Origin of the sequence: Streptomyces sp. NBC_01497, from assembly GCF_036250695.1 — a bacterium.
Taxonomy (GTDB): domain Bacteria; phylum Actinomycetota; class Actinomycetes; order Streptomycetales; family Streptomycetaceae; genus Streptomyces.
The window spans coordinates 158,209-181,942 of record NZ_CP109428.1; the positions used below are offsets into that span (position 1 = coordinate 158,209).

Consider the following 23,734-nt stretch of genomic DNA (forward strand, 5'->3'; position numbering starts at 1 on the left):
TAAGCGGTTCTATTTCTCAAACAGGCATAGAAAGGGGAATGTGATGATACAGAAAGTCCAGGCGCTCCTTATCGACGACCTCGACGGAAGCGAAGCTGATGAGACCGTAAAATTCGCGCTGGACGGTAAGGCCTGCGAGATCGACCTGTCGAAGGAGAATGCTGACAAACTGCGGCAGCTCCTGGCGCCGTACATCGAGAAGGCCCGGCGTGCCGGTGGCTGGCCGAAGCCCGGCCACGCACCAGCCAGGACGACGGGGGTAGACAGCGCCGAAATTCGGGCATGGGCAACTGACAACGGGTATACGCCTCACACTCGCGGGCGGGTTCCGATCGAGATCAGAATGGCCTACGAGAAGGCCAACAGCTGACCGTTCAGTGCCTCGATGCGACAGGGACTTCCATGGTCTTGAGGAAGCCAGGACAGCAGGTCCGAGCCTCGCTTCTGCGTCTGCTGCTGTTCCATCGCAGTCCGAGCGCCTTGGGGCTTCTTCGGCAGCGTTGAGCTGAACGGCGGCAACTGTCCGGCGTAGCCGGGCCGTCCAGGTCGGCCCCAACAGGAGTTCTATGCATCTCACTGTAGCGCCCGGAGCCCGCCTGCGGCCGCTCGGCTCGCGCGCCCAAGCGGCCGACGATCACGGCTGCGGCGTGGATGTCACCGACCGTGAGGGGCGACAGGCACACGCGAGTCAGGATGCGCGTCAGCGGGTGGCGGGCACGACCCGCGCCGGGACCGTCTTCGCTTGACGGCAACAGTCGACCGACACGGGCGCAGGGGAGCTGTGGGTGGCTATGGTCAGGCTGTGACTCAGCACCGTGACACCAGAGAACTTATCCATGGGATGGCCGACATCGAGCCCGGCCTCCGCCTTCACTACGTCACGGCGGGGCAGGGTGATCGCACCATCCTTCTACTGCACGGTTTTCCGCAGACCTGGTGGGAGTGGCGCCGCGTCATCACGCCGCTCGTCGAGGCCGGCTTCCGGGTGGTTGCCCCCGACTACCGAGGGGCCGGGCACTCGTGGAAACCCGTTGGAGGGTACGACAAGCGCACACTTGCGCGGGACACTCACACCTTGCTGCGTGAGCATCTCGGAATCAAGGGCCGGGTTGTCGTAGCGGGCCACGACATCGGGTTGATGGTGGCCTACGCCTTCGCGCAGGCCTACCGGGAGGAGGTCTCGCACCTGGTGCTGATGGACGCCCCGCTGCCGGGCACCGAAGTCTTCGACCGACTGCGCAGCGACCCTCGGGTGTGGCATTTCGCGTTCCATGGCGCGCGGGATGTTGCGGAGATGCTGGTCGCAGGACGTGAGCGGCAGTACCTGCACACATTCTTCAACGTTCGGAACTCCGATCCGTCGGCGATCAGCGCTGAGGACTTTGACATCTACGTTGCGGCGTACTCGGCACCGGGTGCTATGCGTGCCGGGTTCGAGCTCTACCGCACGTTCGACCAGGACGCGGCGCACAACCGGACGGCGCAGAAGAAAAACGGCCGCCTGAGCATGCCGGTGCTCGCCATTGGTGGCGCCATCAGTACGACGGGCGCACTCATGGGCGAGATGATTCGCGAGGTGGCCGAGAACGTTGTCACGCGGATCATTCCAGGGACCGCCCACTGGATCGCGGAAGAGGACCCCGAGGCGCTTGTCCACTGTCTGCTGGAGTTCCTCGAGAGCGGCTTCTAAGGGCTGTCCCGTAACCCTGGGCAGCGCTTGCCGATGCCCGGTTCGGCCTACTTGGTTAGGATCCAGTTTAGGCCGCGACTCGGGGCGCAACCGGACAATCAGATCTGCTTGTGGTGACCTACCGACCTCCGCCCCGGGTTACGGGACAACGCTTAGCTTGAACTTTAACCTCGGGGTCCGAACGGCTCGTCGTACTTGATCACTCGGACTGGTAACTGCGGTACATACCACGGTCCACGGGGCTCGGACCTGTGAGTTCGCCCCTTTTTTAGCCCTCACGTGCGCGGAGTCGAGCACCGCCCGGGACAGGTCGAGCAGGCCGGCGTTGTCCAGGCGATGCAGGATCTCCTCGTGGAGCCGGCCCCAGACATCGGCCCCCGACCAGATCAAGAACCTGCGGTAGGCCGTCGACTTCGATATCCCGAAGCAGAGCGGCAATGCCCGCCAGGAACAGCCGCTGACCAGGACGTAGATGATCGCCGCGAACAGCGTCTCATCAGGCGTGTCCTGCCTCCCGCCGCCCTGCGGTCGTACCCTCGACGGCGGGAGCAGCGGCTCCGCGATCTCCCACAGGTCCTCCGGAACAACCCAACCCCACGTACCCCGCCCCCTGCGCAGACCAACGAGCCAATCCCACTAGGACACGGTCTTATTGAACTTATTCCACTTCAGTGACGTGAGGAAGGGAAACGAGAGCGGAATGAAGGACTCATGATGGGAAATAGTGTGATGGCTTCGGGTGTGACCGGTGACGCGGATTTGCTTGATGGCGCTGGGAAGCTGACTGAGCAGTTGCGTGCGCGCGCGTCGGAAGCGTCTTCTTCTGGAACGCTGCCTGACGATGTCGTCCTGGCGCTTGAGTCGGCAGGCATGTTCCGTCTGGGATTGCCGAAGGGGCTCGGTGGGTTCGAGGCGGACCCGATGACGCTGGTGGTCACTGCGGAGAAGCTCGCTTATGCGGACGGGTCCGCAGCATGGGCCACCATGACTGGCAACAGTTCGATGTTTTTCGCCTGGCTTGACCAGGATGTTGCAAGCAGCTTGCTGGACGGTCGCCCCGGTCAACCGGTCGCCTCGTCGTTCGCTCCGTCAGGGCGCGGTGTCGAGGATGGTGGGGGTTTTCGCATCTCAGGCCGTTGGTCCTATGTGAGTGGTTCATCGCACGCGGCGATGATTCTCCTGGCTTTTATGGTGGCTGGTCCTGATGGTTCTCCCCGCATGGTGGACGGCAGACCGTTGATGCGGTGGGCAGTGCTACCGTCGGCCGATGTCGCTGTTCAGCAGACCTGGGCGGATGCGGCTGGCCTGCGTGGCTCGGGTAGTCACGACGTGATTGTCGAGGACGTTTTCGTTCCTGCGGAACGGACGCTGATGCCGTTTTTCGAACCGCCGAGGGCTGAAGGCGCACTTTATCGGATGCCTTTCTTCACGGGTGTCCGCTCGCTGTTGGTGGGAATTCCCCTGGGTCTGGCTCGTCGCGCGCTGGACGAGCTGACTATTCTCATTCAGCACAAAACACGTGAGATGGCACCGCTTGTGCAGGATCAAGACGTGCAGGTCAGACTTGCTGAAGCGGAAGCGTCCTTGCGAGCCGGCCGTCATTTTGTTCTTGATGCGACGGATCGGACATGGGCGAGCGTTCGTTCGTCCGACACGGTGTCTTTGCCGTTGCGTACCGAATACACGCTGGCTGCCCAGTTCGCGATGCGTAGCGCCGTTCAGGCTGTCAATCTCGCTTTCGAGATCGCGGGAGTGTCCTCCGCACTTGTGAACGACGCGATTGGCCAATGCTGGCGGGATGTGAACGTCGCCAGCCAGCACATCGCGTTCTCTCGAAATCGTTGGCGAGGTGCTGGACAGGCCCTGCTCGGAGTGGATGTCGACCCGTTCTATCTGTAGGAGGCGAGGCCGTCATGAAAGCCTGCGGGGTATCAGCGGATCCGGGCGCGGGTGCGCTCGACGACCCACGAACCGCACCTGGGTCACGGGGTTGGTGATGGTCAGCCGTGTTGTGGCGCCTGACATGAGGATGATGTCCTGCCATCAACGACCTCATGAAGCGGCCCGTCGGAGGCCGTTTCTCTGAGCCAGTGACATCCTCTCCGCCCTAAAGGACGGAGATTCCCGTCTGCCTGCTGGTGGTCGCCGGCTGGGGCTTCGGGTGGGTTCCTGTTTCTTCGCGCTGTGCCGGGACGAGTCCCGGTCTTACCCGCGCTCCGCAGGCTGATACGGCCAGTCCGGCCGCCTTGGCGACGTTGACCGCCGCGTTGATGTCCCGGTCCAGGTGGGCGCCGCAGGCCCTGCATGTCCACGTACGGACGTGCAGGGGCTTGGGGCCGTCCTTGACGCCGCACTGCGAGCACACCTGAGACGTCGGCTCGAAGCGTGCGATGCGGATGAAAGTGCGGCCGTACTTCACCGCCTTGTACTCCAGCATCGTGGTGAACGCCGACCATCCGGCGTCGTGCACGGATGTGGCGACGCGGGTGCGGGCGAACCCTTTGACCGCCAGGTCTTCCACTGCAACCGCTTGGTTTTCGCGGATCAGCTTGGTGGAGAGCTGGTGGTGGAACTCACGCCGCGCATCGGCCGTCCGTGCGTGGGCACACGCAACCTTGACCCGGGCCTTCGCCCGGTTCTTCGACCCCTTGGCCTTGCGGCTGAGATCCTGCTGCGCCTTCTTCAGCTTCTTCTCGGCCCGGCGTAGGAAGCGGGGGCTGTCGATCTTCGTGCCGTCCGAGAGGATCGCGAAGTGCGTCAGTCCCAGGTCGACGCCGACCACGCTGTCCGTGGCGGGCAGCGTCCCGGGCTCGGTTGCGACCACGAACGAAGCGAAGTACCGTCCCGCGCTGTCCTTGAGCACGGTCACCGTGGACGGGGTGGACGGCAGGGAGCGCGACCACCTGAGCGGAACGTCACCGACCTTCGGCAGCCGGAGCTTCCCGCCGGTCGTGATCTTCCATCCGGCGTTGGCGGTGAACCGGACCGACTGCCGGGTGTCCTTGCGGGACTTGAACCGGGGCGGCCCCATCTTCGGCCGCTTGCCCTTGAGGCCGTCGAAGTAGTTCTTGTAGGCGGTGTCCAGGTCCGTCAGAGACTGCTGCAACACGACCGAGGACACCTCGGCGAGCCAGGCCCGCTCGGGGGTCTTCTTCGAGGCGGTGAGCTGCTTGGACAGCTCACCTGGCCCGATGAACGGCAGCCCGGCGGCACGGGCGGTCTCACGGGCCTGGAGGGCGTCGTTGAAGGCAACCCGAGCACACCCGAACGCCCGTGCCAACGCGATGCGCTGACCGGCACTCGGGTACACGCGGAAGCTGTACCGAAGCTGCATGTCGATCACACAACCCTTTGGTTCATGTCACCACGATGGAACCATAATCCCGATGTACGCACCGGACGTCACGTTGTCTACAACCTGCACGTCCACTTGGTTTTCGTCACCAGGTACCGGCGCGAGGCCATGACCGACGCCATGCTGACGCGGTGCGAGGAGATCATGCGGGAGGTCTGCGCGGACTTCGAGGCCGAGCTGAAGCAGTTCAACGGCGAGGACGACCACGTGCACCTCCTGGTGCACTACCCGCCCAAGGTCCAGCTCTCGAAGCTGGTCAACTCCCTCAAAGGAGTGTCGGCCCGGATGCTGCGCAAGGAGTACGACGCACACGTGCGCCAGTACCTGTGGGGCGGACACTTCTGGTCCGGCTCCTACTTCGCCGGGTCCTGCGGCGGCGCACCGCTGACTGTGGTCAAGCAGTACATCGAGAACCAGAAGCGGCCCGTCTGACCGTCACAGCGGAGGCGCAGCGAACTCCGGCGCTTCGCGCCTCCGCCCCAAGAATGGCCTTCACCCCCTGCCCTAAGACAGTGTCCTATGTGGGAGCGTCTCGTTGAGCTGAACATGGGGCGAGGTACGTGGAGTTGGATTGTTCCGGATGGTTTGTGGGAGATCGCGGAGCCATTGATCCCGCCGTCGAGGGTGCGGCCGCAGGGCGGCGGGACGCAGGACACGCCTGATGAGACGCTGTTCGCGGCGATCATCTACGTCCTGGTCAGTGGCTGTGCCTGGCGGGCCCTGCCACCCTGTTTCGGCATTTCGAAGTCCACCGCGCATCGCCGGTTCCTGATCTGGTCGAGAGCCGGGGTGTGGGGCCGGCTCCACGAGGCCGTGCTGGATCGGATCGACGAGTGCGGACTGCTCGACCTCACACGCACTGTCCTCGACTCCGCCCACGTACGGGCTAAAAAGGGGGCGAACTCACAGGTCCGAGCCCCGTGGACCGAGGCAAGCCGGGCTCCAAGATGCACGTCTTGTCGGACGCGAACGGGCTGCCCCTCGTCGTCGGCGTCTCCGCAGGCAACACCCCTGACAGCCAGGGCCTGAAGGCGATGGTCGCCGGTCTCCAAACGAGACACGACCCCGAAAACGGCTGGCACTACAAACCCCGCAAGCTCCACGCCGACAAGGCGTACGACCAGCGCGACCTGCGACGATGGCTCCGCGGCAAACGCATCGGCGTCCGCATCGCCCGCAAAGGAATCGAGTCCAGCGAACGATTAGGCCGACGACGATGGGTCATCGAGCGGACCATGTCCTGGCTGACCGGCTACCGCAGACTCAACCACCGCTACGAACGTCATCCCCGCAACTACTTGGCCTTCCTCGGCCTCGCCGCCGCCCTCTGCTGCTACAAACGACTCATTCGGCTCACCACATAGGACACTGTCTAAAGGACGGAGCACTGGCGAAGATCAGAGGTAGACGCCCGGCGCGACGTCGGGGCGGATCAGCTCCCCCTTGGTCGTCAGTGTTCCCGCGTCCGGCTTCTTGGCCGGTGGAGTCGAGCAGCAGGAACGCGGCGCTGGCAAGTACACCGCCGGCGGTGCCTTTCGTGATGACCCCCAAACTGCCCGCGTCCGAGGACGGTGCCTCGGCGGGCGCGGCCATCGAAGAGGGAGCCGGACCGGAGGGCTGGGCGCTCGTGGCCGGCATCCAAGTGAGGGTGCCGGCCACGACGACAGGCCGGACGGGACGTGCGGGCACGAGGAAGAGGACTCTTTGGAGAGGGGGCAGGGAAGGTCGGCTGGACCGGTCGGAGGGCGGAGCGGGGGCGGCAGCACACAACGATCTGTGGGACACCACTTTTTCGACCCTGCTCAACGAGGGATTCCCGGAGATCGGGAACCTCATTGCGGGGCTGCAAAGAAGGTAGCTGTGAGACTTCTTCTGTGGCCCGGGATGGGTTGTTGCCAAGCTCGAAGCTCGTGATCCGGTATGACCCGCAAGATAACTGGCGCCCCTTCAGGGGCTGCCGGTTCCCCGGAGATGTCTGTCGGATGCGGGCATCGGCCTGGCCCACCCGTTGGCTTGATCAGCAGCTTGTCCGCCTTGCGGCGTGACTCATCACAGCCGCCACGCGGGGTAACTCCATCCAGGCCAAGCCCGTTAACGGCCGTCCCCTGGGGGGATCAGCGGCGTGATCATGCTCGCGGAACAAGCTGCCGGACGTCATCGGCGTCGACACTCACCGCGCCACCTCGCCGCGGCTACCGGCGCCTGCTGGAATTCGCTCGTCAGCACATCCGGGTCGTCGCTGCCGGGCCCCGGAGGGCATCGGCAGCTACGGCGCTGGCCTTCCCGGACCACGCAGGTGAGCAGGTCGTCGAGGTCCGTCGCCCGAAACGAGCCCCCAACCGCGGAGGCCGCAAGACCGACGTGCTCGACGCCATCAGCGCAGCCAAAGAAGCTCTGTCCACCGAGCATCCGATCCAGCCCGGCCTCCGGGGCGAACGCGAGGCACTACAGGTGCTTCTTGCCACTCGGCACGGCGCGGCCATCGCCTCCACCGCCGCGATCAACTACCTCAAGGCCCCGACCGTCTCCGGACCGGACGAGCTCTGCACCGAGCTGCGCAGGATCAAGTGTCCCGATCAAATCGCCTACTGTGCTCAGCTCTGCGACCGTCCGGCCCAGGACCTCGAGCACCGGATGACGGCGCGGGCCGTGCGGTCAACTCCCAGCGCATCCAGGCCCTGCAGACCGGCGCCAAGGAATTCGAGAACGAGCTCCTCGCCCTGGTGCGACAGCAGGCTCCCACACTCCCCGATTTGCTCGGTGTCGGACCGATCGCGGCTGCCCAGACGCTTCGAGACGAGACGAAACCCTGTCGACCGGGGCAGGACAGGCAGTAAGCACCATCTGATCACCGACGCCACGGGCATCCCGCTCGCCGTTACCTTGACCGGCGGCGACGGCAACGACGTCACTCAGGTGACCCTGCCCTTCAGGCCGTGCCTCCGGTGTGAGGCAAGCGCGGGCGGCCCCGACGCCGCCCGAACGTGACGCTCTCCGATTGCAACTATGAGCATGACAAGTACCACCATCTGGTCTGGGACCTTGACGTGAAGCCACTGATCGCTCACCGGGGCATCGAGCACGGCTCCGGGCTCGGCGCCTAACGCTGGATTGCCACCGCTCCAGTGTGCTGGGCCGGGAGCCGGATCATGCTGTTGGGTAGGGGTGATACGGCGCGCAGTCGTTTGCCGTAGCCGGACTGCTGGGCACGTAGGGGAACGGGCTGCGGAAATCAGGGCCAACGCGACGCAGCCAGTGCCGCTCGAAGGTGTAGCCGAGCAGCGCCGACACTACGGCGATCCCTTGGACTCATTGGGCCTTGTGGTGCAGGATCATCCTGGTCTGTGCAACGGGGGCTTCCAACAGGGATGTTACGGCCGAGTTGAGATCGACACCTCATGCCGTGGGCCGCTGGCGGGCCCGGTTCGTCGAGCACACGATCTCCGGCCTGGGCCGCACTCCCCGTTCGGGCGGCCCACGCACGGTGAGCGACGAGCAGGTCGCGGACCTTGTCGCGAGAACCCTGGAACGTACCCCGAAGGACGCCACGCATTGGTCGACGTGGTCGCTGGCCAAGGAGACGGGCCTGTCACAATCGACGGCGTTCCGGATTTGGAGGGCTTTCGGTTTGCGGCCACACCGCTCAGAGACGTTCAAGCTGTCGACCGACCCGTACTTCGTCGACAAGGTCCACGACGTCGTCGGCCTCTACCTGGACCCGCCGGAGCGGCCCCTCGTCTTCTGTGTGGACGAGAAATCCCAGATCCAGGCCCTGGACCGCTCCCAACCGGTCCTGCCCATGATGCCCGGTGTGCCCGAACGCCACACCGCCGACTACGTCCGCCACGGCACCACCACCCGCTTCGCCGCCCTCGAGGACGCCACGGGCAAGGTCATTGGCTCCCTGCACCGCCGGCATCGGGCCAACGAGTTCAAGAAGTTCCTGAACAAGCTCGACAAGGGCCTCCCCGAAGGCCTGGACGTGCACCTGGCCCTGAACAACTACGCCACCTGCAAGACCACGGCCATCAAGACATGGCTGCTGGCGCACCCCCGCTTCCAGCTGCACTTCACACCGACCAGCTCCTCCTGACTCAACCTCGTCGAGCGGTGGTTCGCCGAACTGACCAATAAGCAGATGCGGCGAGGCGTCCACAAATCCCTCCAGGCCCTGGAGACCGACGTACCCCAGTGGATCGCCATCTGGAACACCGACCCCAGGTCTACACCTGGATCAAGACCGACGGAGGACTGGATGGAGCAGGGCGCCACGACGAAGCGGTCCCCCAGGCGTTCGAGGAGCACCCACAACCGCGACATCCCGTGGTCACCACCGACCGTGTCGGCGTCGTTCCGCCTCGACAAGTTTACCGACGTGACTAGCCAGCAGGACGACTTGGTCCGCGCGGTGGACGTCCTCCTCGCCATGGCCCCGGGCGACGCACTGCTCGAATACCAATCGCAGAACATCTGGCTGCTGCACCGGTCGACTTGTCGATCGCCAGCCCGGCGGGCCTTGCTCACAACCCACTTTCTGCTCAAACTAGTCACCCATCCAATCTCAGCCCTGTTGGCGACAGACCAAACAGGCCGGAGAACGTCGCGGCAGCGACCGTCTACATGGACCTGGGCGTGCCGAGTCGTCCTGCGACGACCTATCCACGGGCCCCGCCCGTTTCGCTGGCTGGACCGTCAGCGGGACGGGCGGGCAAAGCTCTGCCCCGGGCAGCGCGAACGCCTCACGGACCTCGACATCGAGGCGCCCGCGGGGCAGCAGGCAGGCCACAGAAAGGCCAGCGCCCCGGACGAGCCGACACGTCCCCGCGTGAGAACGGGCGTGGCCTGTGCCGAACACTCGGCACCCGTGCGCCACCGGACCGTGTAAATGCCGGAACGCCGGTCGCCCCACGAGCGCCCGTCGCCTGCGCCGGGCTAGTCAGAGGCGGCGCAGGCCGGGTCACGGGGGGCGCTAGGCTAACCGAGCCCGCACGGGCGATCCGCGAGCGACATCGTGCATGTCCGGAACGAGGGAGAACCGCTGCGATGCACCATCAGGACTCAGAATTCCCGGCAGTGGGATCTGAGCGGCTGATCGCTGATCGCTACCGTCTGCTCGGCGCCCTCGGCGAGGGTGGCATGGGCACGGTGTGGCGCGCTCACGACGAGACCCTGCAGCGCGAGGTCGCGGTCAAGGAAGTCCGCGCGCCGACAGGACTGTCCGGCGCCAAGGTTGAGCTCATGTACACGCGTCTCCAGCGGGAGGCATGGGCCGCAGCCCGCATAAACGCATCCAACGTCATCACCGTGCACGACGTGGTCACCGACGACGGACGTCCCTGGATCGTCATGGAACTCGTCCAGGGTGGATCGCTCGCCGATCTGCTGCGGACGCGGGGGGCACTGCCAGCACGAGAAGCGGCACGCATCGGCGCCAATGTCGTAGACGCACTGCGTGCGGCGCACACCGCCGGTGTCTTGCACCGTGACGTGAAACCCGCGAATGTCCTGCTCTCCGAGGACGGCAGGGTGGTACTCAGCGACTTCGGCATCGCCATGGTCGAAGGTGACACGTCGCTGACCATGACCGGCGAGCTCGTCGGTTCTCCCGAATACCTCGCACCGGAACGGGCCCTGGGCCGCGCCCCGGGCCCCGAGTCGGATCTGTGGTCAGTCGGCGTCCTGCTCTACGCCGCCGTTCAGGGGCGTGCGCCCTTCCGTAAGGACACGGCCCTGAGCACGCTGCGTGCCGTCGTCGACGACGACCCGGCGTTCCCCGACAAAGCAGGCCCCTTGGCCGCCGTTCTGGAAGGTCTTCTGCGCAAGGACCCGGCCGAGCGGGCCTCCGCCGGGCAGGTGGCGCGTGACCTCCGGCTGATAGCCGATGGCGCCCTGCCCGACACCGTCACCACGCCGCGCGCACCGCTCGGCGAGAGCCCTCCACCGATACCTTCCTTGGCGACGGAGAACACCGCCACGGATACGGTCACGGCCGCGCGACCCGATGGTCCCAGCGAACGGCAGTCCGCTGTTCCGTCCATGGATACGGACACGCTCACGAGCGCGGGCGCGATCGCCGTCACTGGCGCTGGCACTGGCACTGCACCAGTGGCAACGGACGACACCTCCACGGCCGTGCGTAGGGCGACTTTCCAGCGCCACAACGTGGTACCCCCCTCCAGAATTTCGGTCACGCCAGAGCACCAGGCGGCCCCGTCAGCGCCCCTGGCCGATCCCCTGCCGCCCATCCCACCGACGGCCACCACGCCGCACCCCCTCCCCTCGGCCACGCCCTCGCCGGCCGCCGCCGGATCAGCCGCATCCGGGCCCAGGTCACGTGACAGGCGCAGGACGTACGTACGGGCGTCGACGGCCGCGGCGGCCGTCCTGCTCCTAGCTGGCGTGGGGTACGCCCTCACGAGCGGCGAAGGCCAATCAGGAGAGGGGGCCGGCGTCACGGCGGCGACACCGGCGGCGGGGACGGGGAGGACCCCGGGCAGCGCCTCCCACACTGCGGCGGACAGCGGTTCGAGCGCCTCCGCCCGTCAACCGGTTACGGTGAACGTCACGGGCGCAAACACGGCGTTCACGGGCGCCTGCCCACCGTCGGCGGGCCAGGCCCCCACGTTCACCGCAACCTTCAACGTGGTTCAGCTGCCTATGCAGTTCTCCTACCGGTGGGTGTCATCGAGCGGAGCCGTGGTCGACCCGGACTGGCGGACGCTGTCGTTCCCGGAAGGCGGCCCCCACAGCCACCAGGAGACCGTGAGCCTGACGACGTACGCGGGGAGTGTCCAGCTGCGCAGCGCCATGGCCGTGGAGATCAAGTCGCCGCTCCACGCGGTGTCCAATACCGTCCCCTTCTCGCTCTCGTGCGCGGACCCTGCGGACGAAACATCCCTCAAGCACTGACGTTGAGGCGGTGCGGACACACCGACACCCTCGCCGCTGCCCCTGGAACCCGGGGCTGACATTCTCCGACAGCGTTGGATTCCGCTTTTATGACAAGCCAGTTCGCCCTGGTTCCGGCTGACCGCGTGGTGTGGTCGCGTACGGCAGCCGGGCATGTTCGCAAGGAGTACGAGTGTCGTCGGTCATCGTGGGACGCACAGGTCCCTTCACAGGACAGAGCGTTGTACTGGGCGCCGCACCCCTGCGGTTCGGACGCAAGGGCGACAACGATGTGGTCATCGTCAGTGCCAGCGCCTCCCGCCTGCACGCCGAGGTAACCCCTGAGGACGGTGCGTTCGTCCTCCACGACCACAACAGCAGGAACGGGACGTACGTCAACGGACAGCCTGTCACGCGGCACGTACTCCAGGCCGGTGACGTCATCCAGATCGGCGACGAAACCTTCCTGTTCGAGACTCAAGAAGCGCTGGAGACGGTCATGGACCTCTCCCATCTCGACCGGCCCGGCGCGGGCGGCCCGCCGAAGCCCGGCGAACTGCTCGTCACCGTCGCCGGCGGCGGCCCGGTCGGACTGGCCTTCGCCCTGATGCTCGACGACGCGCTGGCGGGACGTGTGTCCATCGCCGTCCACGACGGACGGTGGATCAAGAACGGGCCCACCATCACCTGGAAGGACGAGACCCAGGGCAACTCCCGACGCCAGCAAGTCGTGACCATCCAGAGCCGCCAGTACCTCGCTCTCACCGAAGAGATGCGCTCGGCCCTGTTCGACGCGGGTGAGTACTCCGAGATGTGGCCCGTCGGGCCGGACTCCGTAGACGGCATGCCGCCCCGCAACATCCGGATCGCCTACATCGAGGACCGGTTGCTGGAACTGGCCAATCGCAAGAAGTCGATCCGCCTCGTGCCCCGGCGCTTCGACCCTTCCGAGAACGAGGACCAGCTCGCGCAGGACCACGTCCTCGCCATCTGCGACGGCGGTCGGTCCCACACCCGCGAGCACCACGCCGACCGCTTCGGCGCGGCCGACGCCTCCATCTACTCGCTCGACGGCGAGCACCTCCAGGACGTGGTGCTCGGACTGCGGGTGAAGTCGTCGCTCCCGGACCCGATGAGCGTCCTGCTCACCGTGTCGCAGAACAGGTTCCTACTCAACTCGCTGCGCGGCGAGGGCTTTTTGAACATGCGACTCACCCGCGACGAGATCAAGAACGTCATCGGCATCGACCCCGTCCGCCAGGTCTTCGAGGAGTGCATCGCCTCCCGGCCCTGCGTGATGAGCCGTGACGAGGAGAACGAGTTCGTCTGCCCCACCCATGGGACCCTCTTCCTGCCGGCCCTCCTTCGCAGCTCGCCGCTGTGGAAGCAGATCCAAGAAGGCCTACGGCTGTTCGGGGTTGCCGAGGAGGATCTCAGCGCGATCACCTCGTTCCGGCTGGACATGGTGCAGCGTCCCCGCTTCACGGCGCAGCTCAGGCGCACCACCGCGACAAGTCCCGGCACCTACGGCTTCCTGCTGGGCGACGCGGCGAACGCCATCCACTTCTGGCCCGGCCGCGGCCTCAACAGCGGGCTCGCCTCCGCTACTTCGCTCGCCCGCTCGCTGGCCCGCGCGTGGCGGGGAAGGCCCTTGCGGGACGCCGACTTCATCCGGCACGAAGCCGCGATGTCGATGTTGCAGTACCGGCACAAGAGCCGGGCGTGGAACGCCATGGTCACCACCGATGAGCGCGGCGCCACTCACGCCATCAGGGACCTCATCGCCCGCAGTATCGACCAGGGCCCCGCGGCCGGCCGGGAGCCGGAGCAGGGAGACCTGGACACACTGCTCGATCGCATGCGCGCGGTGCGTGAGCGTCTCGCGCCGCGGCTTCCCGGAATGCCCACCGACGAGGAGCTGCGTGACCACCTCGCAGCGCTCGCACCCTCGACCCTCCGGACGCTCCAGCACAGCGGCGCGTGGGACACGCTGATCGTCGGCGGCGAGGAAGCGGATATCGACCTCTTCTATCAGTCGGAAGTCCCCGTCTTCGTTCCCCGCCCCGCAGACCCGCGATCGACCATAGAACCCGACGCGGACCCGCAGCCGCCCGCGGCCCTCACTCCGGCCTGACGCGCCCGCGTCCGGTCGCCGCCGGACCGACCGGCCGGCTGTGGCCCCGGCCGGCCCGGCGACGGGCAGCGCCACTGCCGCCGATGCAGGCCGCCGGACGCATATCCTTGGCGGTGCATGGGGTTTTTGTCCGCCGTCAAGCCCAGCGCGGCGCGAGCGGATGCAACCTCTCGGCGCCCGCCAGCCGGAGGGCTGACGGGTTTCCTGGAAGCAAGGCTCTACGGGGCCGGCGTGAAGGTCACTCTGGTGCCATCACAACCTGAGGCCACACTGTCGAGGACGGCGACCTCGGAGGCGTCGGCCGCCAGGCCCCAGCGCAGCCTCGCCGATCGCCACCCGTTGCGTGCTCGCCGACACTTCACCATGGGTCGACCGGCCGTACGGGCACGTGCGCGCGACCTAACGCCACTGGCCGCCGCCTAGCAGAAGGCCACCGAAGCGCGCGGTAGCCGATGCTGCCGAGCGAGGGGCCGCCGCGCTCGGTGCGGTCCTCGACTCCGATCAGCAGCCCGCCCGTCTGAAGGTAGCTGCCGCGGCCGCGCGCCTGGACACAGCCGCGGGTAAACTCGCCGCCGCTGACGACCACAACCGGCGGGCGAAAGGGGTCTACGGCGAGATCGGCGGCCTGTACGAGATCAACCGCAGCGAGATCGCGACCGAATCCGCGATCGGCGCCCGGGCCGCGCTCAAGCGGTCCGCCCTGCTGAGCACCACGGCGGCCTGCTGCGTGACGCCGACGCCCTACGCGAACGGATCAGCGTGCGCATCGGGCAGATCGTGGCCCTTCGCTGGGACTCCGCTGCAGTCCCCGACCAGGCGCGTGTGCAGCGCGAGCAGACATAGGGGCCTGATCGCGTAGGGACGTGACTACACCTCCCGCAAGCCCTTGACCGCCCAGCCCTCCGAGCAACGAGCCGCGCCGCGCGCTTCGACGGCGACGACCGCCGTCAGCACCGGGCGTCCCTGCAAGAAGCTACCCGCGCCCGCAAGGAGACGGCCACGCGGGCGCGGCGGGCGAGCGGCCTACGGGACGAGGCCGCGCCGCGTGCCGGCCCGACGCCTCAGCAGACCATGCAGGAAACGAGAAGGGCATAGACAGCATCTGGCGGCCGGACCACAGCGGACCATGACTCGGACCGTGTCCTATGTGGTGCGGTGGCTGAGTCGTTTCTGGCAGCAGCGGGTGGCTGCCAGTCCGAGGAGGGCCAGGTAGCTGCCCGGATGCCGCTCGGATCGATGGTTGAGCCAGCGGTAGCCGGTCAGCCAGGACATCGTCCGTTCGATGACCCATCGTCGTCGGCCTAACCGTTCGCTGGACTCGATTCCATTGCGGACTATGCGAACATCGATGTGTTTGCCGCGGGGCCATCGTTGCAGGTCGCGCTGGTCATAGGCTTTGTCGGCGTGGAGTTCGCGGGGTTTGTAGTGCCAGCCGTTTCCGGGGTCGTGTCTCGTTTGAAGGCCGGCGACCATCGCCTTCAGGCCCTGACTGTCGGGGGTATTGCCTGCATGGGACGCCGACGACGAGGGGCAGCCCGTTCGCGTCCGACAGGACGTGCATTGTGGAGCCCGGCTTGCCGCGGTCCACGGGGCTCGGACCTTGTGAGTTCGCCCCCTTTTTAGCGCGGACGTGAGCGGAGTCGAAGACAGTGCATGTGAGGTCGAGCAGTCCGCACTCGTCGATCCGATCCAGCACGGCCTCGTGGAGCCGGCCCCACACCCCGGCTCTCGACCAGATCAGGAACCGGCGATGCGCGGTGGACTTCGAAATGCCAAAGCACGGTGGCAAGGACCGCCAGGCACAGCCGCTGACCAGGACATAGATGATCGCCGCGAACAACGTCTCATCAGGCGCGTCCTGCGTCCCGCCGCCCTGCAGCCGCACCATGAACGGCGGGAGCAGCGGCTCCGCGATCTCCCACAAACCCTCCGGAACAACCCAACCCCACGTACCTCGCCCCATGTTCAACTCAACGAGCCACAACCCACATAGGACACAGTCTTAGTAGGCAGCTCGGAAGACCCTCACTAAGGGCTGTCCCGTAACCCTGGGCGCCGCTTGACGATGTCCGGTTCGACCTACTTGGTTAGGATCCCTCTTAGGCCGCGATTCGCGGCGTAATCGGACAATCAGATCTGCTTGCGGTGACCTACCGACCTCTGCTCTGAGTTACGGGACAACGCTTAGCTCACACGCCCGTTTGACGCTGTGACCCTCGCGTTTCTCCGCCTCGATGAGCAGGTGCACGCCCACCAGGACCCCTTCGCGAAGAAAGCCACGGCCGCTTGAGAATGTCGACATCCTCGCGCAGCCTGCGGTTCCCCCGCCGCAACACGGCCAACTCCTCGCGTTCGCCACGAGTCAAGCCCTGGCATTCGCCAGCGTCGACCTCGACCTGCCTCACCCAGACACACACCGCGGTCTCCGTCAGATCGAAGTCCTTGGCGATCCAACCGACCGAGCGGTCACCGCGCCGGCACAGGTCAACGATCTACGGCGTGAACGAGCGGCAAGGGCGAGACTTCTTCTTCCCCATGCTCTCCCTGATGGACACCCCCCGGGGGGGCAGAATCCCATGATCTCGAATGTCCGCCAAAGCGGATCAAGCCCAGAGCCCTGCAGGAAGACCCACGTCCAGGCTCTTCCCCACCTCGCCCGCCACCGCATCAGCGTGCCATTCGCCTTGCCCTGCAGGGACACCTTCTACCACCCAGGAACCACACGCCCCGCTTGACGAAAGGCATCGAGGCACCCTCCGAGACTTTGCAGACACAGTCCACAACTCCGTGGAGACAGACGCGGCCTACATGTCCGGTAGGCGCATAGTCAGCGTCACGGTGCCCCGAAGATCGATCCTCGCAGTCTCTGGCGTACGGACCAGCTTCAAGACCACCCCCCCACACTCTTGGCACCGTGCGACGTAACCAGGCGCATCTGCATAGACCACCAGGCACGCAACTGGTCCGATACAACCACACTGGGCACACTCTGTAGTCGCAACAGTAATATCGGTCGTGAACAGCTCCGCGAAGGCTCCGGCTAGAGCGTTCCCATCCACGTGGTTGTCAGATGCACTCTGTCCTCTTGCGGCCTCCATGCCAGCCTCCTTCATCGTCGGTTCTCACCGTGCAACTAAATCTGAGACCCCGCTCGCGGCCGAGAGAGGTCTGACCTCAAGAGGCTAGCGGGCGAGTCTTTTCACAGCGAACATATCGCAGACGCACAGAGCCTCATAGCCCTATCGTTACGCGGCTTCAAAGCCATCCCACCCGAAGAGTGACCGACCTGACGTGACCTAGCCAGACCAAAGCGCGGGCCTCTCCGCATAGTCGCACGCCAAGCCAAGGGTAGGAGCAACATCACGACCCACAGATGAATCCGGCTCTGCCCGACCCGCCGAAGGGTCTACGGTATCGAATTGGAACATGTAAGCACCGTTGGTCTAAGCGAAGAGTCAAGGAGCCCAGACCAACTATGGAGGCGACCCTGGCGACCGCCGGATCCACAGGCCCGCGACCTCCCACAGCCCGCCAAGAAATTCATCCCTACCCTCCCGGCGACATTATCGAGGCAACGACCGAGTTCCGCATAAGAAGCGGGCAGAGGAACCATCTCATTTGACGGGCCCTGCAGTCAGAGTGAGCACGCAAGCTACACTCATCGGGGCGAATGTACGCTCGGCTTCTCGCGAAACGGCGGTAGAATGAGTCCCGGTCCGCTAACCTGCCCGCAGTGCGTTCAACGCCCTGCCGGTGGCGACCCAGTCGCTCTGAGGACTTAAGAGGTTTTAAGAAAGCCGCTGGACGTGGCGGTGGGTGATGAGGCAGGCGGCGAGGCCGAGGAAAAGGCTTCGTGGATGTCGTCACGTCGTTCCCAGCGGATACGCAGATGTCGGAAGCCGTGGAACGAGGCGATCGTGCGCTCGACGACCGAGCGCTGAGCACCGAGGCCGGAGCCGTGTGGAATGCCGCGGCGGGCGATGACCGGTTTGATGCCCTGAGCCCAGACGAGGCGGCGGTACTTGTCGTGGTCGTAGCCGCGGTCGCCGAGCGGGACGTCATGGCGGCGACGGGGACGTCCCGCGAGGCCCTGGATAGGTGGGATCTTGGCGAGCAGGGGCGTGAGGTGGGTGACGTCGCCCACGGTTTCCGCCGGTCAGGGACACCGCGAGCGGTGTGTCCTGGCCGTCGATGAGGAGGTGGTGCTTGCTGCCGGGCCGTGCGCGGTCGACCGGGCTGGGACCGCTTTTGGGCCCCGTCGGGCGGCCCGGGCATGGGAGGAATCGCTTCCCCGCCCGAGACCAGTCGAGCTGCTTCGCCGCCCGGGGCTTGGCCAGCAGCACGAGGTGGAGCCTGTCCCAGACGTTGGCCTCGTTCCACGCTGCCAGCCGCCGCCAGCACGTCATGCCCGAGCCGAAGCCCAGCTCCCGCGGTAGGTACTCCCACTGGATCCCGGTATGCAGCACGAACAGGATCCCGCACAGCGCCTGACGGTCAGGAACTCTCGGCCGGCCAGGCACCAGCTTCGGCGCCGGGAAGGCAACAACGCCTCGACCAACGACCACAGTTCATCCGAGACGATCCACGGACGCGACCCTCTCTTCCCCACGGACAGCCCAACGAGCATCCAAGTCGACAGTCACATCGTCTGAGGCTTCTGTTAGGGCCCCTAAGTTAGGGCGAAGCGGGCGACGTCGAGTGCCCTTGCGAGTTGCAGGACAGTCCCTTGATCTTTAACGTTCAGCGTCGAATGGTGCGTCGAACTTGATCATTCGGTCCGGGAACTACCGTACGTGGATGCGGCCTTCGTCTGAATATGCGCTCCGGCCAAGGAACACGCACGTTCAGAACGAAGGCCGTGAGGACGAGTCTGCTGCATCACCATGCCCGGGCGGACACATTGGCGCAACTGTCATGCGTCCGGGACGAGTTCCACTCGTGCCTGGCCGCTCGCTCGGACGCGTTGTTCGATCTTGCTGATGCCGTTCTGTGCGGCGACGGCCCGGCAGGGTCGCTGGCGGAGCTGTCGCTGGTGGGTGAACACCGCCGGGGCCATGTAGGTCTCTACGCCGCCCTCGTCCGTGGAAGCATCGATGCTGGCCGGCTGCGGCGGGTCCTGGCCGAAGTCCCGCTGCCACGGGCTGCCGACGGCCGGCTGGTCCGGGCCATCGAGGTCCCCTGCTGGCTGCGGCCCGACGCTCACACCTCACCGCAGCGGATTCCGTGCCACACCTACGGCCGGGGAAGGGACCAGCACATCTCCGTTCCCGGTTGACCTTATTCGATCGTCTGCGCACTGAAGCCGGGCCGCAGTTCGTGGACCGCGCCTCTGGATGCGCTGCGCCTGGTGCCTCGGGAGGACACCGCCCGGCAGCTGCGCGATCTACTTCGGCAACTGATCACAGCCGGGCAGTGGCACAAGGGCGACCCGGACATCCTCATCGTCGCGGGTGCCGGATACGACGCTCCCCACCCCGGCTGCCGCACACCCAGGGCCGACCGCCCAGGCGCGGAGTCGAGCACCGCCCGGGACAGGTCGAGCAGGCCGGCGTTGTCCAGGCGATGCAGGATCTCCTCATGGAGCCGACCCCAGACACCGGCTCTCGACCAGATCAAGAACCTGCGGTAGGCCGTCGACTTCGATATCCCGAAGCAGGGCGGCAAGGCCCGCCATGCACAGCCGCTGACCAGGACGTAGATGATCGCCGCGAACAGCGTCTCATCAGGCGTGCCCTGCGTCCCACCGCCCTGCAGCCGCACCATGAACGGAGGGAGCAGCGGCTCCGCGATCTCCCACAAACCCTCCGGAACAACCCAACCCCACGTACCCCGCCCTCTGCGCAGACCAACCAGCCAACCCCACATAGGACACGGTCCTTTAAGCGTTGTCCCGTAACTCAGGGCAGAGGTCGGTAGGTCACCACAAGCAGATCTGATTGCCCGGTTGCGCCCCGAATCACGGCCTAAACCGGATCCTAACCAAGTAGTTCGAACCGGACATCGGCAAGCTTCATTTCTGACCGCTGCCCGACGCGGTGCAGTCAGGCTCGGTCCGGCGGTCAATGCGGTCCCCGGGTCTGATTACGAAACAGCACGATCACTTGAGGGGCCCTTGCCTTACGCCAAAGGGTCTGTCAGAGATTCTGCCGAGAAAATGTACGAACTGCCCACAAGAAGGCCACCGATGTCATGACTGCCAAAGCGGCCATTCCGGGAAACAGCGCGTGAACTGAGAAATCGCCACGGAAGCTTGCCCTGCTGGCATCCATGACGTAGGCGACTGGGTTTAGTCTGGAAAGTTCCCATAGCCAAACCGGTGCAAGCTTAGCGGTGATTGGCAAGAGTGTTCCCGAGAGCAGAAACAGGGGTAGCAGGAGTGCGTTCAGTACTGCGGGGAACCTCTCCTCGCTCTTCAACCGCAAGGCCAAAGCATAGGAACTTGATGCGATGGCGATGGATAGGAAAGCGACGATAGACATACACAAAATCACGCCCAGGACTGGAGGCTCGACACCGAACACCACGACACATAGAAGCGTGATCGCACCAGCCTGAGTCAGCACGTTGAGGGCAACTGCAAGCAGCTTTCCTGTTAGCAGAGCAGTCGGCCTCATAGGGCTAACACTGAACCGATCAAATACGCCAGAACGGTACTCTGCAAGCAGGCTTCCGCCCACGAATGAGCTGCCGATAATGACCATTTGAACCATGAGGGCCGGTGCGAACACCGTCCAAATCCCGCCGGGCGGGAAACCAGGTGTATATGTTACAAACTTGCCGACCAATGGGCCGAAGAAGAACATGTATAGGACAGGTTGAGCGAGACCCATCACGAGCCAGGCTGGCTGACGGTATTGGTGGACCATCTCTCGACGGAAGACCAACCATATATCAAGCGACAACGTAGGAGTCAGCCTCTTCCGGTTGAGTTTCCTTCGATCGAAGGATACCTTTTTCTGCGGAGCGGAGGCTACGGCCGGTGAGGTTAAAGAAAACATCATCCAAGGTCGGCCGACTTACCGCGAGCGCGAGTGTTGGGATGGCGGCACTATCCAGTGTACGCAGCAGCTCTGGCATCACGGAGTGAGCACGCTGGACGCGGAACTGTACCTGCACTCGGGAGGAAATGACATCTTGGGTGCCGACAATCTGCTTGACGAGGTCAAGGACAGCTTGCACGTGGTCGGGCGCTACCTCTACAACTATGTTGTCTCCCGAGATCTTCGCTTTGAGCGAGTCCGGACTTCCTTCACCTACGATTCGTCCGTTATCCATCACCAGTATCCGATCACATAGGGCGTCAGCCTCCTCCAGGTAGTGGGTGGTGAGGAAAACCGTTGTGCCTTCCTCGCGATGCAGGTAACGGATGTGGTCCCACAGGTTGGCGCGGCTTTGTGGATCGAGTCCGGTGGTCGGCTCATCGAGGAAGATAAGTTCTGGCCTGTGGATCAAGCCCATGGCAATGTCTAGGCGTCGGCGCTGCCCTCCTGAAAGCTTCGCGGCCAGGCGCCCCTCTAGGCCCACCAGCTCGAACCTTTGCGCTAGCTCGGCGACGCGCTGCCTGGCGACCCGCTTGGTGAGGCCGTATAGCCGGGCTTGCATCTCGAGTTCCTCCGCAACAGTACTTTGCGGCGAGCTGCCGAATCCTTGGGCCACGTACCCGATTTTTCTACGTACCCCGCGCGGGTCCTTCAGCAAATCACAGCCGCCCACGGTTGCCTCTCCCGTAGTGGGCCGCAGCAATGTCGTCAACATACGCAAGGTTGTGGTCTTCCCCGCGCCATTCGGCCCAAGGAAGCCCACGAGCTCACCGGGTGCAACAGAGATATCGATGCCGTCAACGACATTGATCGGGCGGTCCTTTCGGCTCCCCCCCGGGAACTGTCGCGTAAGCCCTCTCGCTGTGATCATGCTGCTCTTGGTTTTCCTTCCCAGGCTGCCGGCTTGTCGGCTGTGGATGCGATGCGCGGATGCAGGACCTGGCAGCGCAGGGTATTATCTACCAGGAAACGGGTAGGCTGCCGACCCCGTAGATCGCCGATGAACGTCGAAAAGGAACCTTCTCAAGAGGTACATCGAGACGGAGTCCCGGAAATCGCCTGAGGAGTGCAGGGAAGGCGATCTGCATTTCCATTCGGGCGAGTGGTGCCCCTATGCAGTAGTGGATTCCATAGCCAAAGGCGAGATGTGTCCTGATCCCGCGCGCAGGGTCGAAGCGGTCACCATTTGGGCTGAGCGCTTCGTCGTGGTTTGCTGAAGGAAGAGAGCACAACAGCCGCTCCCCCCGCCTAATGCTTTGGCCGGCGAGGACTGTGTCGGTCCGGGCCACACGCGGAACGCCAGTCTGCACCACGGACAGGTAACGCAGCATCTCCTCGATGATGTCACCGGTTCCCTCATCGGCCCGCATTGCAGCTGCGTGTTCGGGATTTAGAAGAAGCAGTAGTGTACCGAGCGACAGCATGTTGACGGTTGTCTCGAATCCGCCGAGCAACAGCAGGTCACCGACACCAGCAAGCTCCCGATCATCGATCTCACTGCCGTGCTCACGCACAAGCATACCGAGAACGCCTTCGTCAGGGTCGACGCGTAGGCGGGGCACGAGCCGGGTCATGTAGGCCAGCGAAGCACGAGCTGCTGCCATGCGAGTTGCTCGGTCGCGTGTCCCATCAAAGCGGACGACATTGTGCTCATTGAACTCGGCCCTGTCCTCGTAAGACACGCCAAGCAACTCGCAGGTCACCATTGCCGGTACAGGTAGAGCGAACGCCTTGACGAAATCCGCTGGCGATCCGGCATGTTCCATTGTTTTGAGGATTCGCTCGACGGTCTCCTCAACTTGAGGCCGCAGTGACTCGACACGCCTAGTAGAGAAGGCTGGGGCGATCATGCGACGCAGCCGCCCATGTTCCGGTGGGTCATAGGTTGTGAGGTCGCCGTGGCGGGCTGGAGCTCCAGTAGCCATAACGTCTACTCGACCCGACGGGTCGGGTAGGGTGCCATCGCTGCCGAACCTCTCTGGGTCCGAGAGCACCTCGCGGACGTACTCGTACCGGGTGACGATCCAAGCCAGCGCCCCCGTGGGTAGCATCAGCCGCTTCACAGGCTGCTCCGCGCGGAGGGTGGCGAGCTCGCTCGATAGACCAAAGGCATTTCGTCTAATGTGTGGCGGAACTTCAATGTCTTCTTCGACCGGCACGGACTCTTTGTCAACCATTCGCTGATGTCGTTTCTCGTTGACCAATCGCCAGGCCAGCCGGGCCGCGGTGCCTAAGTCGCCTCCCAGCTCTCTGGGTTCACAGCACCGGGCACGTAGACCGTTTCATACATGGCGAGTTGGTCGTCGTCGTGGGCATTGGGAGTGGATGGTGGCGGTGGACCGTTGCAGACGGACTATGCGCGATTACCCGACCGTTGTTGCCACAGGCGCATGTGCCTTCAGGGCAGTGGAGTGAGGAACATTGATGATGATGCGGTCTTCGAGGCGGTCATCTATGCGTCAGTCAATGGCTGCGCCTGCCGTGTGTTGCAGCCGCGTTTCGGTGCGTGGTGGTCGACGATGCAATCGTCTGTTCGTCATCAGGTCTCAGGCAGGACTCTGAGGCTGGCTGGACCAGTAGATCCTCCGGCTCCTGGACGAACGGGGACTGGTCAACCTGTCCTGCGT

At 64.9% G+C, this 23,734-nt stretch carries 15 protein-coding genes and 6 pseudogenes; 10 read left to right on the forward strand and 11 right to left on the reverse strand.

Features of this window, described 5'->3' with window-relative positions; all coding sequences use genetic code 11:
- The first annotated feature begins 43 nt into the window (after window positions 1–43).
- The gene (locus OG310_RS36745; protein ID WP_329460612.1) at window positions 44–370 is read left to right on the forward strand and encodes a histone-like nucleoid-structuring protein Lsr2; all 327 of its coding nucleotides are present in this window, start codon (window positions 44–46) and stop codon (window positions 368–370) included.
- Window positions 371–841: 471 nt separating this feature from the next.
- Window positions 842–1,690 carry an alpha/beta fold hydrolase gene (locus tag OG310_RS36750; RefSeq protein WP_329460613.1) on the forward strand — a complete coding sequence of 283 codons (849 nt, stop codon included), beginning with the start codon at window positions 842–844 and terminating at the stop codon, window positions 1,688–1,690.
- A 226-nt stretch (window positions 1,691–1,916) separates the two neighbouring features.
- Here OG310_RS36750 and OG310_RS36755 read toward each other — a convergent pair.
- Window positions 1,917–2,308, reverse strand: a pseudogene (locus tag OG310_RS36755) (transposase); the annotation flags it as partial.
- A gap of 93 nt (window positions 2,309–2,401) precedes the next feature.
- Here OG310_RS36755 and OG310_RS36760 point away from each other — a divergent pair.
- Window positions 2,402–3,589, forward strand: coding sequence for an acyl-CoA dehydrogenase family protein (locus OG310_RS36760; RefSeq protein WP_329460614.1), 1,188 nt, complete (start codon window positions 2,402–2,404; stop codon window positions 3,587–3,589).
- 208 nt (window positions 3,590–3,797) lie between these two features.
- Here OG310_RS36760 and OG310_RS36765 read toward each other — a convergent pair whose 3' ends face one another.
- A complete protein-coding gene (locus OG310_RS36765) occupies window positions 3,798–5,024 on the reverse strand; it encodes an RNA-guided endonuclease InsQ/TnpB family protein (protein WP_329460615.1) in 1,227 nt (408 codons plus the stop codon).
- A gap of 24 nt (window positions 5,025–5,048) precedes the next feature.
- Here OG310_RS36765 and tnpA point away from each other — a divergent pair, with 24 nt between their 5' ends.
- Together tnpA and OG310_RS36775 are read left to right on the forward strand one after the other, a co-directional pair.
- Window positions 5,049–5,477: an IS200/IS605 family transposase gene (tnpA, locus tag OG310_RS36770; protein ID WP_329460616.1), complete on the forward strand. Its 429-nt coding sequence runs from the start codon at window positions 5,049–5,051 to the stop codon at window positions 5,475–5,477.
- Window positions 5,478–5,591: 114 nt separating this feature from the next.
- Window positions 5,592–6,409, forward strand: a protein-coding gene (locus OG310_RS36775) for an IS5 family transposase (protein ID WP_329460043.1) whose coding sequence is annotated in 2 segments (ribosomal slippage) — window positions 5,592–5,934 and window positions 5,934–6,409 — 819 coding nt in all. Because the reading frame shifts where the segments join, the coding sequence is not laid out codon by codon here.
- 33 nt (window positions 6,410–6,442) lie between these two features.
- Here OG310_RS36775 and OG310_RS36780 read toward each other — a convergent pair.
- Together OG310_RS36780 and OG310_RS38720 are read right to left on the reverse strand one after the other, a co-directional pair.
- A complete protein-coding gene (locus tag OG310_RS36780; RefSeq protein WP_329460617.1) occupies window positions 6,443–6,565 on the reverse strand; it encodes a hypothetical protein in 123 nt (40 codons plus the stop codon).
- A 1,604-nt stretch (window positions 6,566–8,169) separates the two neighbouring features.
- Window positions 8,170–8,345, reverse strand: a pseudogene (locus OG310_RS38720) (IS982 family transposase); the annotation flags it as partial.
- Window positions 8,346–8,358: 13 nt separating this feature from the next.
- Between OG310_RS38720 and OG310_RS36790 the strand changes: the two are divergent.
- The 4 genes and pseudogenes from OG310_RS36790 to OG310_RS36800 all read left to right on the forward strand — a co-directional run.
- Window positions 8,359–9,428: pseudogene (locus OG310_RS36790) on the forward strand (IS630 family transposase); the annotation flags it as partial.
- Entirely contained in the window at window positions 9,364–9,930 is a 567-nt protein-coding gene (locus OG310_RS38725; protein ID WP_443078959.1) for a SitI3 family protein, read from the forward strand. The pseudogene OG310_RS36790 and the gene OG310_RS38725, both read left to right, overlap by 65 nt.
- 188 nt (window positions 9,931–10,118) lie before the next feature.
- Complete coding sequence (locus OG310_RS36795) at window positions 10,119–11,954, forward strand: serine/threonine-protein kinase (protein ID WP_329460618.1); 1,836 nt, start codon at window positions 10,119–10,121, stop codon at window positions 11,952–11,954.
- Between the two features lie 172 nt (window positions 11,955–12,126).
- Complete coding sequence (locus OG310_RS36800) at window positions 12,127–14,067, forward strand: FHA domain-containing protein (protein WP_329460619.1); 1,941 nt, start codon at window positions 12,127–12,129, stop codon at window positions 14,065–14,067.
- A gap of 1,143 nt (window positions 14,068–15,210) precedes the next feature.
- Here OG310_RS36800 and OG310_RS36805 read toward each other — a convergent pair.
- The 3 genes and pseudogenes from OG310_RS36805 to OG310_RS36815 form a co-directional block, all read right to left on the reverse strand.
- Window positions 15,211–16,030 (reverse strand): IS5 family transposase gene (locus OG310_RS36805; RefSeq protein WP_329460806.1). Its coding sequence is split into 2 segments (ribosomal slippage): window positions 15,211–15,579 and window positions 15,581–16,030, totalling 819 coding nucleotides; the frame shifts between segments, so codons are not numbered across the junction.
- A gap of 841 nt (window positions 16,031–16,871) precedes the next feature.
- Window positions 16,872–17,180, reverse strand: a complete 309-nt coding sequence (locus tag OG310_RS36810; RefSeq protein ID WP_329460620.1) for a DUF6510 family protein — start codon at window positions 17,178–17,180, stop codon at window positions 16,872–16,874.
- A gap of 675 nt (window positions 17,181–17,855) precedes the next feature.
- A pseudogene (locus tag OG310_RS36815) lies at window positions 17,856–18,694 on the reverse strand (IS5 family transposase).
- 189 nt (window positions 18,695–18,883) lie between these two features.
- Here OG310_RS36815 and OG310_RS36820 point away from each other — a divergent pair.
- Window positions 18,884–19,537 (forward strand): annotated as a pseudogene (locus tag OG310_RS36820) (transposase); the annotation flags it as partial.
- Window positions 19,538–19,571: 34 nt separating this feature from the next.
- On the opposite strand, the pseudogene OG310_RS36825 reads toward OG310_RS36820, so the two are convergent.
- The 4 genes and pseudogenes from OG310_RS36825 to OG310_RS36840 all read right to left on the reverse strand — a co-directional run.
- Window positions 19,572–19,932, reverse strand: a pseudogene (locus OG310_RS36825) (transposase); the annotation flags it as partial.
- Window positions 19,933–20,201: 269 nt separating this feature from the next.
- The gene (locus OG310_RS36830; protein WP_329460621.1) at window positions 20,202–20,969 is read right to left on the reverse strand and encodes an ABC transporter permease; all 768 of its coding nucleotides are present in this window, start codon (window positions 20,967–20,969) and stop codon (window positions 20,202–20,204) included.
- Window positions 20,959–21,978 carry an ABC transporter ATP-binding protein gene (locus OG310_RS36835; protein WP_329460622.1) on the reverse strand — a complete coding sequence of 340 codons (1,020 nt, stop codon included), beginning with the start codon at window positions 21,976–21,978 and terminating at the stop codon, window positions 20,959–20,961. The genes OG310_RS36830 and OG310_RS36835 overlap by 11 nt, the downstream gene beginning before the upstream one ends.
- 88 nt (window positions 21,979–22,066) lie before the next feature.
- Window positions 22,067–23,284, reverse strand: a complete 1,218-nt coding sequence (locus tag OG310_RS36840) for a cytochrome P450 (RefSeq protein ID WP_329460623.1) — start codon at window positions 23,282–23,284, stop codon at window positions 22,067–22,069.
- Window positions 23,285–23,734 lie beyond the last annotated feature (450 nt).